The organism is Floridaenema flaviceps BLCC-F50 (assembly GCF_041929275.2).
Lineage (GTDB): Bacteria > Cyanobacteriota > Cyanobacteriia > Cyanobacteriales > Aerosakkonemataceae > Floridanema > Floridanema flaviceps.
In genome coordinates this window covers 830,600-849,238 of sequence record NZ_JBHFNR020000002.1, presented here as the reverse complement: position 1 = coordinate 849,238, position 18,639 = coordinate 830,600, and the positions used below count along the sequence as shown (strand labels likewise).

Here is an 18,639-nt window from a genome sequence, read left to right as displayed (position 1 = left end):
AAAAATATGTTAGTTCAAGAAAAGCCAAAGCAGATTGGTTTAATCGCCAAGCAAAGTGGCGTATCAATTAAAACTATTCGCTATTACGAAGAATTAGGTTTACTCAAAGCATCAGCTAGAACAGAAGGCGGATACAGATTATTTGATGCAGATATTTTATCTCGCCTCAGCTTTATCAAACGCGGTCAAAGCTTAGGATTGACTCTCGCAGAGATTAAAGAGTTTTTGCAGATTCATGACCAAGGGGAATTACCCTGTGAACACGCAAAAGTTAAGCTGCAAGAACAGATTACAGAGATTGATGAGCAGATTCAACAATTACTTGTCCTAAAACAAGAGTTACAAAGATTACTTTTAACTCAAGAAACTACTCTGACAAATCTTGAAAAAGTAATTTGTCCTGTAATTGAACAGAATTAAGTATTAAACATTTTTATAAAATGGTTTGTTGTAAGGACTTTAGTCCTTTTATCTAGGGAATAAGCGACTAAAGTCGTTACAACAAACTTAATAATAATTGTTTAGCCTGTTAGCTTAAATTTATTAAGTTAATAGGTTGTTTTTTCTGCCAACCCAACCTCAATAAATTAACAGAAAAATTTTTCATTTTTACTATTGACTCTCCAGTGTAGGTGAGAATTTAAGCTGATTTTAGTTGAGGAATTAACGAAAAAGGTTAGTCAACAACTAACAAATACATTGCTGGAGTTTGATTATGAAACGCTTAATTTTGGGAAGTTTGTCTTTCGTATTCTTGTCTCAAGTAATTACATCTGTAGCTCAAGCTCAAATTCAAGCAACACAATCAACAACAGACTATACCTCAAATTTGGTTCAACAACTGACTCCTTTCGAGTTAGTAAACATGGCTTACCAAGGCTATTTTCTGGAGCAAGGTATTCCTGGATATATGCTGTTTATTTCGGAGCATCACACAGGGAGATTGCGTGCAGAAACATTAGTTGAAGCTGCAATTAAAGCCAAGAGATTATCACCGCAAGTATTAACAGATCAAGGGTATTTGAATGCAGTGGAAGCGCAAATTAGGAGACTCATTGTTCGTTAATTCAGATCTTGTACCAGTTCCAATATCCGCCTGCGAATCAATTCGCAGGCTAATAGCAAAACTCCTCTGAAGAGGACTAAATATTTACAATCAAGTTGTAGGGGCAGGTTAAAATCACAGGTGCACGATTTTCGTTAATAAATTTGCCAATTGAATAATGCCTAATTCTAATTTCATAACCCTTAAAAGCTTACAATCCTGGGGGCTTGATGATAGCTAGGTTAACCACCATCCAGCCTCCAGGATTGTGAGAAAAAATGTAATGTTTCCTGACAAACCCGAAATTTAATGCAAAACTGCTCTCATTTATTCAGCAGTTGCTAATTCAGTTTCGGTGCTGCCGCGAGTGCGTTTGCGGGTTAAGCTGTTGAACAGCATCATACCGATCGCTTTAATCAAATTACCTTCTAATTCATTGAACATATTCATGTTCATGCCAAAAGCAGCATTTGCTTCGTCTACAATGCGATCGGCAGTAGCTTCATCGATCGGTAATTCATTCAAAGCTTGACGGTAGTTATTTTTAAAAGCCTTCTCATCAGGGATATCCTTGAATTCGTAGAAAGCAGTACCACCATCAGTTAAATTCATTGCCCGAACAGCAATACCTTTGAGGATTTGACCACCGGAAAGGTCGCCCAAATAGCGGGTGTAAGATTGAGCAATCAGCAATTCTGGCTCATTTTGGGAAACTTCGCGAATCCGTTGCACGTAGGCTTGAGCAGCAGGAGAAGGAGCCACTTGATCGCGCCAGTTTGGGCCAAAATAATAGCTGAGGTCTTGTTCTAAGCTTTTTTTGCGATTGAGTTCTTTAAAATAGATTTTAGAAAGGATGGGGTGATCCTTGTGCTTTTCCATCTCCTCTTCGATTTGTGAATAAACGAAGTAGAGATTAGCTACCAATTTCCGGTAGGATTCCTTTTCTACTACACCTTTTAAAAAGCACTTGACAAAACCCACATTTTCTGCCATTGAGTGAGATTTTTTGGTGCCTTCACGCAATTTGGTTGCTAAGTTACTGCTCATACTAAATTACTGTCCCTTAAATCTTTTGAGGAGCGTGTGATTTTTGCCAAAGGTTAAAAAACCCGCCTAGAAGTTAACCTTAGACTGATTTGATGAGAATTTTCATTAAGTTTTTTTACGAAATCTGGGGGACTGGGGATTGGTGATGACAGGCAAGATGCCTGTCCTACAGGATTGGAAAAAATACTATAATTTTGGTGATTGTATAAATTTTACTACGTAATGTAATGGCGAATATTTTAATTGAAGTTCAAGGGGAAGATGCGGTTGCGGCGACAGAAGAATTACTGGCAATTTCTGGATTATCGGGAAGTTATGAAGTTGATGAAGCAGTTGAAAGAGAAGTTTAAAAAACCAACCTTTCGGGAAATCAGTAGACGATCGCCCATTGCGACAACCTTTTCTTCTTCGTGTCCTTCGTGTCTTCGTGGTTCAATTAAAATTATTTTTAACCACACATGAACGATGTCTTTAGTTAACCCCTAAAAATCTTCATATTTTAGACATAACTTAGACACATCGTAGTAATAACTCATCCCTACAATGACTGGCTAAAGATAAATCAAGGTGATTAGGTCAAATCCAATTCCTGAAAACCACTTTGATTTAATTAACTTTATTTCGAGGATGTTAAATTTATGACTTTTGATGCACTTAAATCAAACCGTTTAGTACTTGGCGCGATCGCAGCTATTTCTGTAACTTCCTTGTCGATCGGCGGAATACCTGCTTTTGCTGCCACTCCAAATCAAAGTTCATCAACCTCTAATTCTCAGTCAAATACCACTACTGCTGCGAGTAACGCAAATCCATCTTTGAAACTAGGTAACCGGGGAGATAGCGTGAAAAAGCTGCAACAATACTTGAAGGAAAATGGATTTTATAAAGGTGAAATAAATGGTAACTTTGATAAAAACACCCGTGCTGCTGTTATCGCCTTTCAAAAGTCCAAAAAAGTAAGGGCAGATGGCGTAGTCGGCGCTTCTACTTGGGCACTGATGCAGTAAAAAGAATAAATAAAAAACTGGGTTTCTAGCAATCAGAAGCCCGGTTTTTTTATTCCAATGATTCTGCACAGCATTCTAGTTATCCCAAATCGGTTGTAAATTCAACACAAATCCCGGTAAAACATCTTCACCCGATAAACTCAAAACACCCTCTAACCTCTCCACTTCTCGATTCACCCGAAAAACTTCCACCATTCGCATTTTCGGAATAATCAACCAACCTAAAAGTAACCCATTTTCTAAATATTCCTGCATCTTCAGACGCACCTCTGCCAAATCATCCGACTCGGAAACTAATTCCACTACAAAATCAGGACAGATTGGCAAAAACTTCTTTCTTTGTTGGGCCGTCAAAGCTGACCATTTCTCTATTCTAATCCATGCCACATCAGGAGAACGAGTCGCGCCATTTGGTAAGCGAAAACCTGTGGAAGAATCAAAAGCTTTTCCTAATCGAGTTTGGCGATTCCACAACCAAAGTTGTCCGTCAATCTCGAAATTGCGATCGCCCGTTTCTCCCCCCGTTGGCGGCATAATAATTAATTCTCCTTTAGCTGTCAATTCCAATCGCAAATCCCGATTAGCATCAACCAATTCGGCAAATTTCTCATCCGTCATTTGCAAAACATTCGATAAGTTGAGGCTAACAGCATTCATATTAATTAATCTCCACTTCACAGAGAATTCTATTCATTCCAAATCGGTTGCAAATTCAACACAAATCCCGGTAACACATCCTCACCCGATAAACTCAAAACACCCTCTAACCTCTCCACTTCTCGATTCACCCGAAAAACTTCCACTGTCCGACTTTTTGGATTAATCAACCAACCCAAAAGTAACCCATTTTCTAAATATTCCTGCATCTTCAGACGCACCTCTGACAAATCATCCGTCTCCGAAACCAATTCCACCACAAAATCAGGACAGATTGGCAAAAACTTCTTTCTTTGTTGAGTCGTTAAAGCTGACCATCTCTCAATTCTAATCCATGCCACATCAGGAGAACGAGTCGCGCCATTTGGTAAGCGAAAACCTGTAGAAGAATCAAAAGCTTTTCCTAATCGAGTTTGGCGATTCCAAATACCCAAATCAACGTAAATCTCGAAATTGCGATTTCCCGTTTCTCCCCCCGTTGGCGGCATAATAATTAATTCTCCTTTAGCTGTCAATTCCAATCGTAAATTGTCATTCGCCGCCGCTAATTCGGCAAAGTTTTCGTCAGTCAATTTCACGACATGAGCTAAATTTAAAGTGACACTGTTCATTTTTGTTTACCCTCTAAGCCATAAATTAAGATCCCCCTAAATCCCCCTTAATAAGGGGGACTTTGAATTTATTTGAATCCGGTTCCCCCCTTGTTAAGGGGGGTTAGGGGGGATCTAAATATCCAAATCAGTCAGGTTCAATTTTGGCCCGTAGGTTTCGATGAATTCCCGTCTGGGTGCAACTCGATCGCCCATTAAGATGGTAAAAATGCGATCGGCTTCCGCTGCATCTTCAATTTCTACCTGTTTCAAAGTTCGAGTTTCTGGGTTCATTGTGGTATTCCAAAGTTGTGTAGGCATCATTTCACCTAAACCTTTGAACCGCTGAATTGTGTATTTGGCGTTAGCGGGAAATGCCCGAATTAATTCTTGCAATTCGCGATCGCTATAACAGTAATCATGATTCTTACCGCGCTCAACTTTATACAATGGAGGACAGGCAATATAAATATAGCCTTGCTCAATTAATGCCCGTTGATAGCGGTAGAAAAATGTTAGCAATAGCGTGCGGATATGGGCCCCATCTACGTCAGCATCAGTCATTATCACTATGCGGTGATAACGCAATTGGGAAGAGTCGAATTCTTCACCTTTAACGCCTAAACCTAAAGCAGTAATTAACGCTTGAATTTCGGTATTTTTGTAGATTTTGGCATCGTCGGTTTTCTCAATGTTGAGGATTTTTCCGCGCAAAGGTAGGATGGCTTGGAAACGTCTATCCCGCCCTTGTTTAGCACTGTTATGTACAAAAATACCACTGGCTAAGGCGAAGTTATGGGTATGAGGAACTTCGATATCGTAAACGTCAACGCACTCTTCTAAACGTTCAATAGAAACAATGCGGTGGTTGTAATTAGCAACTGCTTCTTGCGCTAGTAATTCATCACCTTCAAAGTAACGTTGACAGAAGGTATCGAATCGCAAAAGTGATTTATCTTTGGTTTCAGTACGGTAGGCGTTATAAGCATCTAAATCAAGAGTACCGGCCAAAAATTCAATTTGCTTGAGTGCAGCAATTGTTTTGCGATAGTAAGTTTCATGCAGCGCTTTTTGGCGTTTAGCACGAAATTGATCTGTCCATTGTTCTTGAGTTTTTTGTCGCCGCCATTCCAACAATTCTTGATTGTTCCATTGTTGTTTAGCTGCATCGGAGAGGGTTTCTTTTGCCTCTGGATGATTAGCATAATAATCGCGAACACGCTCAGATTGAGCTATACGATTATTAGCATCACTCCAATATTCTTGCTGTGCTTTTTGTAGCTGTTCATGATTTTGTTGGCGGTAGGTTTCATTGTTGTGATAAAACTCCTGCCATTTTTCCATCATGTAAGCTTTATAAGCTTCATCTTGCCACTGTAACTTAGCTTGTTCTGAGAGAATTTGGCGAGTTTTTTCTTGCCGCATTCTCTGACTCATCCGGCTGCGGAATTCTTTAGAAGTGCGAATTTTTCGGCACTTTTCAATTACATCTTGCCGATGCAATGTTTCAGCTACATGAAGGCGATGTAAAGCTAAATGTTCCTCAACAGGTAAGCGGCGAATATTTGTTGGGTTGTTGTTGTTTTTGTTGAAGTCAATATGATGACAATGATCGCCGTCTTTTTGCTGATAAACTCCTTGCCAACGGTTATACCAATCAGCTAAAAGATGAGTGAATAACCAAGAGTCAGAACGAGGGTTCCAAACCATCTCGTAACCGTTTATTGTAATTCCTGGTTCGCTGTTGTTAGATAGCTTTCGGTATAGTGGCATCAGGGAATCATCTGATGTCAATAATGCTGCTGGTTTATAACTGCCATCCCGCAACATGAAGCGGTGATCCGGTGTACAAATAATGGTTTCACCGTTATCCAATGTCAGTTTAATAACTTCAGCATTTGCCTTTGTCATTCTGGCATTAATAATCTTCTCAATGCCGATATTTCCGTCCTGGCGAATGGTGTAACAAAAATTCTGTTTACCTAGTGCTTGTTCAGCGACAATTTGTTTGAAGCTGAGGAAGCGACCATCGGCTAAAGCAACAAGTGTATCTCCAGAAAAACAGCCGCCCGCAGAGTCGCCTTCCACAATATAAATCTCAGATTCGGCGGGATCTCTTGAGCTACAATCTGCTAATTTACCGGGTAAAGGTGAAGATTCTAAAACTGATTTTCTGCGGACTAAATCACGGGCACGTCTAGCAGCTTCGGCGGCTTTAAAGGCTTGAATTGCTTTTTCTAAAATTGCATCAGCTACGGGGGGACGAAATTCTAAATACTCGGTTAATGCTTCGCCAACTAAACCTTCAACAATTCCCCGGACTTCTGGGTTGCCTAATTTGGTTTTGGTTTGTCCTTCAAATTCGGGGTCTGGTACTTTTACGGAAATGACTGCGGTTAAACCTTCGCGAATGTTTTCTCCGGCGAGGTTGGCATCAGCTTCTTTTAGTTTATTGCGTTTTCTGGCGATCGCATTTAACGTCCGCGTCAACACCGCTTTCAAACCTTCCAAATGTGTCCCACCGTCAATGGTGCGGATGTTATTCGCAAAACCTAAAAGATTATCTGTATAAGCATCAGTACACCATTGTAATGCTACTTCTAATTGCACATTATTCCGCTCTCCCTGCACAAAAATAATATCTTCATGCAGAGGTTGTTTTTCGCGGTTCATGTAAGCAATATATTCGCGAATTCCACCTTTGTATTCGTAGCTTTCTACTTTAGGAACACCGCTTTTCAGTAATTCTAAACGGTTGTCAGTAAAGGTAATTTTTACGCCAGCATTTAGGTAAGCTAATTCGCGTAACCGAGCGGATAAAGTTGTATAATCAAACTCTGTGCCAGTGGTGAAAATTTGCTCGTCAGGACTGAATGTTACTGAAGTTCCAGTGCGATTTTCTTTGATTGATTCAACCTGCAATTCGGTGACAGGAACACCACGTTCAAAGCGTTGTTTATGTACTTTCTTTTCTCGCCATACTGTAACTTCTAAATACTCGGACAAAGCGTTAACTACCGAAACACCAACGCCGTGTAGTCCCCCGGAAACTTTGTAACCGCCTCCACCAAACTTGCCTCCAGCGTGGAGAACTGTTAAAACCGTTTCTAGCGCTGATTTGCCTGTGCGAGGATGGATATCTGTGGGGATACCCCGCCCGTCGTCTGTCACTGTCACTGAACCGTCGGCGTTCAGGTCAATTTCAATATGAGTGCAATAGCCAGCCAGCGCCTCATCGATCGAGTTGTCTACTACCTCGTAAACTAAATGATGGAGTCCCCTTGGCCCCGTTGACCCAATGTACATTCCCGGTCTTTTGCGTACCGGTTCCAGTCCTTCCAGAACTTGAATCTGCTCGGCGCTGTAACTGCTTGTCATAATAAGGATTTCTCCAATAATGGCTTTGAGCCGTCTACTGACCCAAAAGGGAAAAAACACTCCAAAATTCTAGCACAAAAGGCTTAATGGCGACCGTAGCCCAAACTCATGAAAAATTTATTTAGGGGATTGACTCCTTTAAATAGATGCCCTTGAGGAAGGGTTTCAGAACAATTAAATCTCAAATCTCAAATCAAATGAGTGATTACCAACCAGCTTTAATTACTATTTGTGGCGCAACGGCAACGGGGAAATCGGGGTTAGCTTTGGTTTTGGCGCAACGGCTGAATTCAGCAATTATTAGTGCGGACTCTCGTCAAGTGTACCGCGAATTTGATATTGGTACGGCGAAACCTTCTTTGTTTGAGCAACAGTTGGTGCGACATTATTTAATCGATTTTTGTCACCCAAGGGTGACATTAACGGTGGCGGATTATCAGGAACAAGCTCAAGCATTAATTACTCAACAGCAGGAATCAGGAAGTGTGCCATTATTAGTTGGTGGTACGGGTTTATACATTCGTTCTGTGGTGCAGGGTTTAAAAATTCCGCGTGTTGCGCCGCAGTTGGATTTGCGATCGCAATTAGAAAACCTCGGACAAATTCAACTTTACGCTTTTTTGCAACAAGTCGATCGTGCTGCTGCCGAAAAAATTCACGCTAACGATTTAGTGAGAACTTTAAGAGCATTAGAAGTATTTTACGTCACTGGCAAACCAATTTCCGAACAACAAGGAGAAAATCCACCAAATTATCCAATTTTGCAGATAGGTTTAGAGTGTAATTCGGAAGATTTGCAAAAACGCATTGCGCGACGTACCGACAAAATGATCGCTGATGGTTTGGTAGCTGAGGTAGAAAGTTTGTGTGAAAAATATGGTGCTGATTTGCCTTTGTTGAATACTTTGGGATATGCGGAAATTAAACAATATTTAGCTGGGGAAATTACCCTGGAACAAGCGAAAGAATTAACTGTTTTGCATACAAGACAATTCGCTAAACGTCAACGCACTTGGTTTCGAGCTTATCCTGAAATTGAATGGTTTAATGCTGACGATCCTGATTTATTAGAAAAGGTTTGGCGGCGAATACAGGAGTTTGTTAAAGTTAAATAACTGTGAGATTAAGGGTTTTCGATCCCCCTAAATCCCCCTTATCAAGGGGGACTTTGAATTTGGTGCCTTCTGATTAATTAGGGTATTTCGCATTTTGTTCCCCCCTTATTAAGGGGGGTTAGGGGGGATCAAACCGACAAGAATTTAACTAATGGTATCGGGATTAATCCCTAAATTTCGCAGTTGTTCTGCTAATATTTGAGTGCGTCGTTCCGCTTCCGAAGCTCTATGTTCAGCTTCGGAGGCGCGTTGTTCAGCTTGCCGAGAACGTTCATCGCCAGTTAAGAGAATGTTACCTTGGCGATCGCACCAACGCAACCAAGTATCTCGCCTACCTTCAAATTCTCCCTCCCACAAAGTTACACCTAAATCAACTTGTTCTAACCAATTTTCAGAAATTTCAAAATAACGCATTCCTCGCAATTCAAAAACGCGCAAAGGCGAATCACTTAATTGCCTAATTGGATCTTGTACCGCTCTCTTCCCTTTTGCAAACTAAAGGAAACCCAAGCTAAGTTTATTTTCTTGCGGGGTGAATTACTGAAAAAACGTTGGGAACGTGCTTTTGCTCAAGTTAATTTAAATTATGAAGATTATTGTCTGTTTCTTAATATTCCCACTCGACCAGATTATTTAATGATAAATTTACTTTCGGATGTTTTTTTAGACACTATCGGTTGGTCGGGGGGAAATACATCTTTAGAAGCGATCGCTTGCAATTTACCAATAGTAACCCAGCCGGGAGAATTTATGCGCGGTCGCCATGCTGATAGCTTTTTAAAAATGATTGGCGTTACAGAAACGATCGCCAAAACCGAAGCAGAATACATCGAAATTGCTGTAAGACTAGGTTTAGATACTGAATGGCGGCAGGAAGTAGCTGTAAAAATAAAAACTAATCACGATCGACTTTTTGATGACCAAGTTTGTGTCCAAGCATTAGAAAAATTTTATGCTCAAGTTGTACAAGAGAATACTTTTCAGGCGAACAAATATTAGGTATATTAAAGTCTAACGATCTTTAGCATTAAAAACAAAAAAAATTCCCAATGCGAAAACTAATTAGAGGGTTGCGAGAATTTCAATCCAGCTACTTCACCAGTCATCGAGAATTATTCCAGAAGCTCTCAGAAGAACAGCATCCAAGAGCTTTATTTATTACCTGTTCAGACTCCCGCATCGATCCAAATTTGCTCACCCAGACCGAGCCAGGTGAACTATTTATTATCAGGAACGCAGGCAACATTATTCCCCCTTACGGTGCAGCTAATGGCGGGGAAGGAGCAGCAATAGAATATGCTGTGGTTGCTTTAGAAGTTAAACAAATTATCGTCTGCGGTCACTCTAATTGTGGAGCTATGAAAGGGTTACTGCAAATAGGCAAACTAGCTGAAGAAATGCCATTAGTTTATGATTGGTTGAAACACGCTGAAGCTACTCGGAGATTAATTAAAGAAAATTATCAGAACTACGAAGGTAAGGAACTTTTGGATGCTACAATTGAGGAGAATGTTTTCACTCAAATAGAAAATTTACGCACCTATCCAGCGATCCATTCCAAACTTCACAAAGGCGAATTGAGCATTTATGGTTGGATTTATAAAATTGAAACAGGCGGGGTTTTTGTTTACAGTATGGAAAGATGTAATATTCAAGCAAAACATGAAGAAATAGAATTTTCCTTATCAGAAAATACCGTACAGCCAACTGATTATAATACTTCAGGAATAAGTATCAGTTAATAAAAATTGTTTATAGTAAATTCAAAATTTGAGCGACTGTAGCCAGGGAGAAAGTTTTTTGTTAATTAATTCTTTTCAGAACGTTAAAAAGATTGTAGTTAAACAGGAAACTTTTTCTAGATCTGTTTTCATAGACAAATCTGACCTCACTGCCAGCCAAAAAAATCCCCATCTAAAGAGTTTTGGTGAAGATGGTGTCGCTATGTGTCAAAATCAGGGTAAGAATGCAGTACCAGTGCTGCTGAATAACAGTGACCTAATGCTTGGAAAAACGCTGCGTGGACGCTACCAAATTATTCGCCAGTTAGGAAGCGGGGGTTTTTCAACAACATTTGTTGCCAAAGATCTCGATCTCCCTGGTCAACCTCTGTGTGTTGTTAAACAGCTAAAATCAAATGATTCAGATCCCTCGATTTTACAGACAGTTAGGCGGTTGTTCGATACAGAAGCACAGGTACTCTACCGCTTGGGAAAACACGAACAAATTCCCCAACTTTATGCACATTTTGAGGAGAACCAAGAATTTTATTTAGTACAAGAATATATTGAAGGAGAAGATTTTAGTCAAGAATTACATACGGGTAAAACGTTTAATGAAGCTCAATTAATTGGGTTTTTGCAAGATGTTTTGCGAACCTTAGCTTTTGTGCATGAACAAGATGTAATTCATCGCGATATTAAACCATCAAATTTAATTAGACGACAAAAAGATGGGAAAATAGTTTTAATTGACTTTGGAGCAGTTAAGGAAATCAGAAGTTTGGTATTGCATTCTGGGGAACAAATGACAGGCACTATTTTAATTGGTTCCTCTGGGTATATGCCAACCGAACAATTAAAAGGGAAACCAAGGTTTAATAGTGATATTTATGCTGTAGGAGTAACGGCAATTCAATTATTAACTGGAAGCTCGCCAGAAGAGTTTGAGGAAGATGCAGAAACTGGGGAAATAATTTGGCGCGAGTACGCATCAATCAGTAATGAATTAACAGTAATTTTAGAAAAAATGGTGCGATCGCATTTTAGAGACCGCTATCAATCAGTTAAAGAAGTACTTGGCGATTTAGACAAATTACACAACTACACAGGTTCTCCTACCCAAATATTAATATCGGGAGAAAGTCAACATAGTTATTTCCAAAAATACTTTTATTTAGTGATTATTTTAGTGACAGTAGGCTTAAGTATTGGGGTTGCCAAGCTTTGGAATTCTCTGCAACCTGAAGAATCAGGAAGTTCCTCACCAGAAATAATTGTTACACCTACACCTAAACCTACATTAAGTTCTCCGAAAAATGAAGCTGTAGAACTCCTAAGACAAGGAAAAACTTTAATAGAATTACAGCGTTATGAAGATGCAATTAGTAGCTTAGATAAAGCCTTGCAAATTGATAGTAAATATCCCGAAGCTTGGATGAAGCGGGGTCAAGCATTAAGCAAATTGCAAAAGTATGAAGAAGCACAAAAATCTTATGAAGAAGCTTTGAAAATTAAATCAGAATATTCTCAAGCTTGGTATGAAAGAGGTTTAGCATTAGAACAACTAAATCGCTACGATCTGGCACAAGAATCTTTAATTAAAGCTATTGAAATTCAACCTAATTATGCTGAAGCTTGGTATAATTTAGCAGAAATACAAATCAAAGAAAAGAAATATCAAGAAGCTGAGATATCTTTAAATAAAGCCACAGAAATTAAACCAGATAATCAGGAAGCTTGGTATAAATTAGGTGTGGTTTTGAATCAAATAAAACAGCCAAAAAAAGCATTGATAGCGTTAAATAAAGCCTTACAAATTGACATAAACTATCTAGAAGCTTGGATAGAGCATGGCTCAACACTAACCCAATTAAAGCAAAATGAAGAAGCACTTATTTCCTTAAATAAAGCTTTAGAAATAAATTCCCAATTGGCAGAGGCTTGGCAAAAAAGAGGCTACATTTTGGGACAATTGAAAAGATATGATGAAGCGATCGCATCTTTAGACAAAGCCATCCAAATTAAATCAGATTATGCGGAAGCTTGGTATCAGCGGGGGGTAATTTTAGCACAGATAAATAATGAGGATGAAGCGATCGCATCTTTAGATAAAGCCATCCAAATTAAATCAGATTATGCGGAAGCTTGGTATCATCGAGGATTGGTTTTAGAGAAAAAGCAGAAATTCCCGGAAGCGATCGAAGCATATAATAAAACTATCCAAATTTGGCCTGCCAATCAAGAAGCAATTGCCAAACGCAAGCGCCTGCAACGAAGATTAGGACGTTAAATCAACTGTGATACTTCCCTTTTTGCCCTAAATTTTGCACAATATTCTTAAGAGTATTTAAAGCCTAATCCACCTATCCCCACTTTAAATCCCCATGATTACCCAAGAAAAACCTCAAATTAATTGGCAACCAATTATTAAACAATTTGCCGCCATTGTCGGTGAAAAAAACGTAGTGCAGCGTCGAGAAGAACTGCTAACTTATGAATGTGATGGACTCACCAGCTATCGCCAAAGACCAGCTATAGTAGTACTACCACGCACCACCGAACAAGTAGCAGCATTAGTCAAAATATGTGACCAAAACCAAATTACTTGGGTAGCAAGAGGTGCAGGAACGGGACTTTCAGGCGGTGCATTACCAATAGAAAATTGCGTCCTAATTGTTACCGCTTTAATGAATAAAATCTTAGAAATAGATTTAGAAAATCAGCGAGTAGTAGTGCAACCAGGAGTAATTAATAACTGGGTAACTCAAGCAGTTAGCGGCGCAGGATTTTATTACGCACCCGACCCTTCAAGTCAAATTATTTGCTCCATTGGAGGCAATGTTGCCGAAAATTCTGGAGGCGTTCATTGCTTAAAATATGGAGTCACAACCAACCACGTTTTAGGATTAAAACTCGTCCTTCCCGATGGTTCAATTGTTGATACTGGAAGTCCGATTCCCGAAATGCCTGGTTATGATTTAACAGGATTATTTGTTGGTTCAGAAGGCACTCTGGGTATTGCCACAGAAATTACTTTAAAAATACTCAAAACAGCCGAATCAATTTGTGTGCTTTTGGCAGACTTTACCAGCATAGAAGCCTGCGGTGCAACTGTGTCTGATATTATCAGCGCCGGAATTATTCCTGCTGGCATGGAAATCATGGATAACTTGAGCATTAATGCCGTAGAAGATGTAGTTGCAACTGGATGTTATCCTCGTGATGCAACAGCTATTTTATTAGTAGAAATAGACGGATTAGAAGTGGAAGTTGCTACTAATAAAAAACGCATTGCTGAAATTTGTCAAAAGAATGGCGCACGTAGCATTACCACAGCCAACGACCCCGAAACTAGATTAAAATTCTGGAAAGGACGGAAAGCAGCATTCGCCGCCGCAGGTCATGTTAGTCCTGATTACTATGTTCAAGATGGCGTAATTCCCCGCACCCAATTACCTTACATTTTGCGCGAAATAGAAGCATTAAGTGACAAATATGGCTATCGGATCGCTAATGTATTTCACGCCGGAGATGGCAACTTACATCCATTAGTTCTTTATGATAAATCAGTGCCGGGAGCATTAGAAAAAGTCGAAGAATTAGGAGGAGATATTCTCAAACTTTGCGTAAAAGTTGGCGGTAGTCTTTCCGGCGAACATGGCATTGGTGCAGATAAAAAATGCTATATGCCAGAGATGTTTACCCAAACAGATTTAGAAACTATGCAATGGATACGGCAAGTTTTTAATCCCAAAGATTTAGCGAATCCTGGAAAAATTTTCCCCACACCTCGCACTTGCGGAGAAGCAGCACGCGCTCAACTTCCAAAAGAGTTTGAGTCGGTAGAACGATTCTAAAATATGTAAAATAGTCAATAGCTACTCTCAATAATTAACTGTTTGATTAGGTAATGCCAATTTTACTAATGGCGATTTCATTTGTAGCAACACTCGTTATTTTTTGGCAGATGGGTGTTGCTACAAATTCTGGTTTGAGAATTGCTTTCTTAAAAGCTACAATTGTACAAGTAATTTTGATCGCTGTTCTTACGGAATGGTTAAGTTTAAATCGCGCAATAACATTTGAGTTTGTCAGCTTTGCTTGGAGTTTATTCGCTTTAATTAACTGCTTTGTAGCAATTTATGTAATTAAGCATAATCGCTATACTATTAACCGGGAACAAATTAAACAGCAATTTTATAACAAATTTATTGAGCAAAGTTTAGAAAATAGAATTATTCTGCTTGCTACTAGCTTAATTCTTGGCATTTGTTTGTTAACTGCTTTAGTTGCGCCTCCAAATAATTATGACTCGATGACTTATCATTTGCCAAGAATCATGCACTGGATACAAAACCGCAGCGTTGCTCATTATCCTACTAATAATTTACGGCAAATTTCTTTTCCCCCCGGTGCAAATTACATTGTGATGCAGTTGCAAATTCTGGCGGGAAGCGATCGCTTTGCCAACACCGTACAATGGTTCGCTTTTTTAGGTTGCATCTTAGGAACTTCTCTAATTGCCAAAACTTTTGCTAGAGAAAGTCAAATTATGACTGCCTTAGTCTGTGTTAGCATTCCAATGGCAATTTTACAATCTACCACCACGCAAACAGATTTAACCGTTTCCTATTGGTTAGTTTGCTTTACTTTCTTTATTTTTAGAACAGACAATTATTCTAAAATAGATATATTTTGGTTAGCAGCTGCTTTTGGGTTGGCTATTTTAACAAAACCGACAGCAATTATTTTTGGCACACCTTTATTAATAGTTTTGGGAATTCGCGCTTGTCGGAGATTTTCCCTAAAAAATATGGGACAATCTATCAGGATTACTGCAACAGTATTAATCCTTAGCATCAGTTTATCGTTGCCAAATTATTGGCGCAATTACCTGACTTTTGGTAACATTTTAGGTGATGATTCTGGTACCAGAAATAAAATTATTGGATTTGTGCCGCTAATCTCTAATATTTTGAGAAACTTAGCTTTGAATATACCAATAAAAAACTTTTGGCTGTTTGTGGAAGATTTCCATAAGTATATTTTACAAATAGATGTAAATAGTAGAGATATTACCTTCGGAGCGACAATATTTGATTATCCTTTTTTTGATATAGGATTAAAAACTCCCAATGAAGATTTTGTCAGTAATCCAATTCACTTAATTTTAGGAGTTATAGCTGTTTCTGTTCTAATAATTGATAGTATCAAAAATAGAAGAAACTATCAAAAGTTTTTAACTTTGGCTGGAGCGATTATTTTAGGATTTTTCATCTTTAGCGGACTTTTAAAATGGCAAATTTGGGGGAATAGACTACTTTTACCAGCTTTGATTATTGGTTGTCCCATAAGTGGTTATTTTATCACACATTACTTGTCTACAATAATACGAAAACTTCTGATATATTTACTAGTCTTTATTAGTATTATTTGCAGCTTTACCACTGTATATCATCCATTAATTCCCTTACCGAATAGTTGGACTAATGTCCGAATTTCCCAATCTATACTCTGGGGAGAACGCAATTATTTTTACTTTAGAGGTAATGATAAGCAACGGCAACGCTATCAAGAATTTTCCCGTTTAGCTAAGCAAAATCAATGTCAAGCGATCGGTTTATCTATCGGCAAAGATGATTTAGAGTATCCGCTTTGGATTACAATGGCTCAAGAAAGCTCAAAATCTTTTAAAATCAAACATCTAAATGTAAATAATGTATCTCATTCTTTACCACCAGAATTTCCTGACTCTGAAGTATGTGCAATTTTAAAAAGTAAATGAGCGACAAAGAAAGGCAAAATAAAATAAACATAAACGAGGTATGCAAAATGTTTATACATACCTCATAACATAAAATAAATTCAAAGTTTTGAACGAACTTTCTAGACATTTACGAAGTAGGTGGCGCTGAGATTGAGGTCGATCGCACCTTGTACGATCGCAATCAGTTCCAAACTAGTTTCATTGAGGAAAATGGCTGTACCCACTGCTAAACCCGTAGGTGACGCTCCCAAAGTATATCTCGAAGTGGAACCTGACAGTTGGATTGTATCTTCCAAGATATTAAAGTCAGTAATTAAAGCATAATCGCTGATGCCATTCGTGTTCAGATCGTTGTCGCTGTAAAAGACTTCCTGTGTAACGCCGAGCACAAAGCGATCGCCTCCATTGCCACCAGTTAAGCGATCGATCTCCCCAAAACCTCTGTCTACTACTGCATCTGCTCCTGTGAGTACGTCGTCGCCATCGTCGCCAAATAAGCGATCGCCACCAGTACCACCGAAGACAAAATCATTACCACGTCCGCCATTAATGAGATCGGTGTTGCTATCCCCAAACAGGGAATCATTGCCATCGCCACCACTAATTTTGTCATTTCCCGCGCCGCCACTAATGTTGTCGTCAGCAGCGCCACCTGCGAGATTATCGTTGTTGAGAGTACCCGACAAGTTGAGAACCACAACAACTTTATTGTTTCTAGTGCTGACATTGTTAACCCCAACAAATCCCGCATTGACTACCGTGTTTAGGTTTAACAGAGAGCCGTTGGACTGGGTAAAGCTGTTGCCTGCGAGCAATTCTGTGAACAGAGTATTAGCATAGCCATGATTGCCGATAAAACTCCTCTGTCCAGGTTGAAACAAGTCGTTCCGATTCGGGTAGATATCCAGAGCAGCCAAAGGATCGTCATAGCCCAATGTAGTACTGGTATGAAAACTAACAACACGAGCCGCATCAGTTGGATCTAGGCGATCGCTTGCACCCCTGCCCTCAAACGCAGGCCCAGCAGCATCTAATCCCACAATTTGCGAGATAGATCGCCCCGTAGATTGAAAATAGGCAGCACCAGTAAATCCAGCGATCTGCGCCCCCAGGCTGTGTCCGATAAGACTTGTATACACAGGATCTACGCCGCTATTTCTCAAGTAAGCAGCTACTTGATTGCCAACATCCCTCGTTCTGTTAGCAGAAGGGAAATAAAAGGGATTACGCGCTCCATCTTCCCAGTCCACCAGAATTATATTAGCGTTGGACTCCCGCTGGCGAAGGGTTTGGGCATGGTTAGTCATCCAATCAGTTGGCTGGTAATTGTTAGCAGCATTGCCGCCTGAGTTATTCCAGCCATGTACGATGATATAAGTCTGCGAGTTGCGATCGATTTGCAAAGAAAGGTCGATCGAACCATTACCCCAAATATTAAAATTGACCTGAACCATATTAATAATTCCTATGTTAAAAACAAACACTATTGGCAATTAAGGCTTATAGTGCGTCCGATGTTTCAGTGAATTGTTTAAAATCTAATTTCCGTAGCTTACCTAATCTAACCGGAAACTTACGTTCATACCTCCGAAAGACCCATAATTTTTTTTTACATTGGGGTACTGATGAGAATTATCAGGGAATGCCAATAACTGATAATCATAAAAAAACCCGGTTTCTTGAAGAAACCTGGTTTTTAGCCTAGATTTTTCCTAAATATCTCAGTCCTGTGCGCGTAATCTTCCAGGCATTTTTTATTTGTTTAATTGGAGATATTCTTGCCAAAACATAGTAGATGTCAGATCTTTAGCAGCATTTTCCCATTCTCTGCTAATAGATTGCCATTTAACACTAGCGATTGTCAAAATTACTAAACCTGTATTTAGACGTAAAATTAAATTAATTAGATGATTAATTTTCAAATTTAATAAATTCTAATTTAACCGTAAAAACGGTATTGTTAAAGTTAGCAACCCAGAAAGAAGTCGCGCCATAATAAATACGATCGCCACAATCATAGTTTACAAGTTCACCAATTTAAGTCGCCGGGAGGTAGAAGCAATGCTGGGAATGCGATTGGAAGAAAGTAGAGTTTATCGCGAAGCTAAAGAAGAAGGACAACTTGAAGGAAGACAGCAGGAAGCTGTTAATCTAGTTCTCCGTCAGTTATTACGCCGCTTTGGAGACTTATCCCCGGATCTCAGAACACGCATTTCTAACTTACCGCTATCTGTACTGGAAGATTTAAGTGAGGCGTTATTGGATTTTAGCAGTCTGGATGATTTGTCTGCTTGGTTAGAAGCACATTAGAC

General features: G+C 39.3%; 16 protein-coding genes and 3 pseudogenes. 12 read left to right on the top strand and 7 right to left on the bottom strand.

Annotation, left to right across the window (positions count from 1 at the left end; all coding sequences use genetic code 11):
* Positions 1 to 6: 6 nt before the first annotated feature.
* Both ACE1CI_RS23930 and ACE1CI_RS23925 read left to right on the top strand, forming a co-directional pair.
* On the top strand, positions 7 to 420 hold the full coding sequence (locus tag ACE1CI_RS23930; RefSeq protein WP_413267275.1) for a heavy metal-responsive transcriptional regulator: 414 nt from the start codon (positions 7 to 9) through the stop codon (positions 418 to 420).
* 295 nt (positions 421 to 715) lie between these two features.
* Complete coding sequence (locus ACE1CI_RS23925) at positions 716 to 1,066, top strand: hypothetical protein (protein WP_413267274.1); 351 nt, start codon at positions 716 to 718, stop codon at positions 1,064 to 1,066.
* Between the two features lie 306 nt (positions 1,067 to 1,372).
* On the opposite strand, the gene ACE1CI_RS23920 is transcribed toward ACE1CI_RS23925, so the two are convergent.
* Entirely contained in the window at positions 1,373 to 2,092 is a 720-nt protein-coding gene (locus ACE1CI_RS23920; protein ID WP_413267273.1) for a biliverdin-producing heme oxygenase, read from the bottom strand.
* A gap of 227 nt (positions 2,093 to 2,319) precedes the next feature.
* On the opposite strand from ACE1CI_RS23920, the gene ACE1CI_RS23915 reads away from it, so the two are divergent.
* Both ACE1CI_RS23915 and ACE1CI_RS23910 read left to right on the top strand, forming a co-directional pair.
* A complete protein-coding gene (locus tag ACE1CI_RS23915) occupies positions 2,320 to 2,442 on the top strand; it encodes a hypothetical protein (RefSeq protein WP_413267272.1) in 123 nt (40 codons plus the stop codon).
* A gap of 288 nt (positions 2,443 to 2,730) precedes the next feature.
* Positions 2,731 to 3,099 carry a peptidoglycan-binding protein gene (locus ACE1CI_RS23910; protein ID WP_496615753.1) on the top strand — a complete coding sequence of 123 codons (369 nt, stop codon included), beginning with the start codon at positions 2,731 to 2,733 and terminating at the stop codon, positions 3,097 to 3,099.
* A gap of 75 nt (positions 3,100 to 3,174) precedes the next feature.
* On the opposite strand, the gene ACE1CI_RS23905 is transcribed toward ACE1CI_RS23910, so the two are convergent.
* From ACE1CI_RS23905 to gyrB, 3 genes are all read right to left on the bottom strand, one after another.
* On the bottom strand, positions 3,175 to 3,756 hold the full coding sequence (locus ACE1CI_RS23905) for a Uma2 family endonuclease (RefSeq protein WP_413267270.1): 582 nt from the start codon (positions 3,754 to 3,756) through the stop codon (positions 3,175 to 3,177).
* A gap of 29 nt (positions 3,757 to 3,785) precedes the next feature.
* Complete coding sequence (locus tag ACE1CI_RS23900) at positions 3,786 to 4,367, bottom strand: Uma2 family endonuclease (protein WP_413267269.1); 582 nt, start codon at positions 4,365 to 4,367, stop codon at positions 3,786 to 3,788.
* 114 nt (positions 4,368 to 4,481) lie between these two features.
* Positions 4,482 to 7,724, bottom strand: coding sequence for a DNA topoisomerase (ATP-hydrolyzing) subunit B (gene gyrB / locus ACE1CI_RS23895; RefSeq protein ID WP_413267268.1), 3,243 nt, complete (start codon positions 7,722 to 7,724; stop codon positions 4,482 to 4,484).
* A 197-nt stretch (positions 7,725 to 7,921) separates the two neighbouring features.
* On the opposite strand from gyrB, the gene miaA reads away from it, so the two are divergent.
* The gene (gene miaA, locus ACE1CI_RS23890; RefSeq protein WP_496615752.1) at positions 7,922 to 8,839 is read left to right on the top strand and encodes a tRNA (adenosine(37)-N6)-dimethylallyltransferase MiaA; all 918 of its coding nucleotides are present in this window, start codon (positions 7,922 to 7,924) and stop codon (positions 8,837 to 8,839) included.
* Between the two features lie 144 nt (positions 8,840 to 8,983).
* Here miaA and ACE1CI_RS23885 read toward each other — a convergent pair.
* Positions 8,984 to 9,313 (bottom strand): annotated as a pseudogene (locus ACE1CI_RS23885) (Uma2 family endonuclease); the annotation flags it as partial.
* Positions 9,314 to 9,346: 33 nt separating this feature from the next.
* Here ACE1CI_RS23885 and ACE1CI_RS23880 point away from each other — a divergent pair.
* The 5 genes and pseudogenes from ACE1CI_RS23880 to ACE1CI_RS23860 form a co-directional block, all read left to right on the top strand.
* Positions 9,347 to 9,838: pseudogene (locus tag ACE1CI_RS23880) on the top strand (O-linked N-acetylglucosamine transferase family protein); the annotation flags it as partial.
* Positions 9,839 to 9,888: 50 nt separating this feature from the next.
* Complete coding sequence (locus tag ACE1CI_RS23875) at positions 9,889 to 10,581, top strand: carbonic anhydrase (RefSeq protein WP_413267264.1); 693 nt, start codon at positions 9,889 to 9,891, stop codon at positions 10,579 to 10,581.
* Positions 10,582 to 10,783: 202 nt separating this feature from the next.
* Positions 10,784 to 12,850, top strand: coding sequence for a tetratricopeptide repeat protein (locus ACE1CI_RS23870; protein WP_496615751.1), 2,067 nt, complete (start codon positions 10,784 to 10,786; stop codon positions 12,848 to 12,850).
* 94 nt (positions 12,851 to 12,944) lie between these two features.
* Entirely contained in the window at positions 12,945 to 14,417 is a 1,473-nt protein-coding gene (gene glcD / locus ACE1CI_RS23865) for a glycolate oxidase subunit GlcD (RefSeq protein ID WP_413267262.1), read from the top strand.
* Between the two features lie 68 nt (positions 14,418 to 14,485).
* On the top strand, positions 14,486 to 16,345 hold the full coding sequence (locus ACE1CI_RS23860; RefSeq protein WP_496615749.1) for a glycosyltransferase family 39 protein: 1,860 nt from the start codon (positions 14,486 to 14,488) through the stop codon (positions 16,343 to 16,345).
* A 101-nt stretch (positions 16,346 to 16,446) separates the two neighbouring features.
* Here the strand turns inward: ACE1CI_RS23860 and ACE1CI_RS23855 are convergent, their stop codons facing one another.
* Positions 16,447 to 17,781, bottom strand: a complete 1,335-nt coding sequence (locus ACE1CI_RS23855) for an alpha/beta hydrolase family protein (RefSeq protein WP_496615748.1) — start codon at positions 17,779 to 17,781, stop codon at positions 16,447 to 16,449.
* A gap of 300 nt (positions 17,782 to 18,081) precedes the next feature.
* Positions 18,082 to 18,249 carry a hypothetical protein gene (locus ACE1CI_RS23850; RefSeq protein WP_413267259.1) on the bottom strand — a complete coding sequence of 56 codons (168 nt, stop codon included), beginning with the start codon at positions 18,247 to 18,249 and terminating at the stop codon, positions 18,082 to 18,084.
* Between the two features lie 34 nt (positions 18,250 to 18,283).
* On the opposite strand from ACE1CI_RS23850, the pseudogene ACE1CI_RS23845 reads away from it, so the two are divergent.
* A pseudogene (locus ACE1CI_RS23845) lies at positions 18,284 to 18,382 on the top strand (hypothetical protein); the annotation flags it as partial.
* Between the two features lie 6 nt (positions 18,383 to 18,388).
* The gene (locus tag ACE1CI_RS23840) at positions 18,389 to 18,637 is read left to right on the top strand and encodes a DUF4351 domain-containing protein (RefSeq protein ID WP_413267258.1); all 249 of its coding nucleotides are present in this window, start codon (positions 18,389 to 18,391) and stop codon (positions 18,635 to 18,637) included.
* Positions 18,638 to 18,639: the final 2 nt, after the last annotated feature.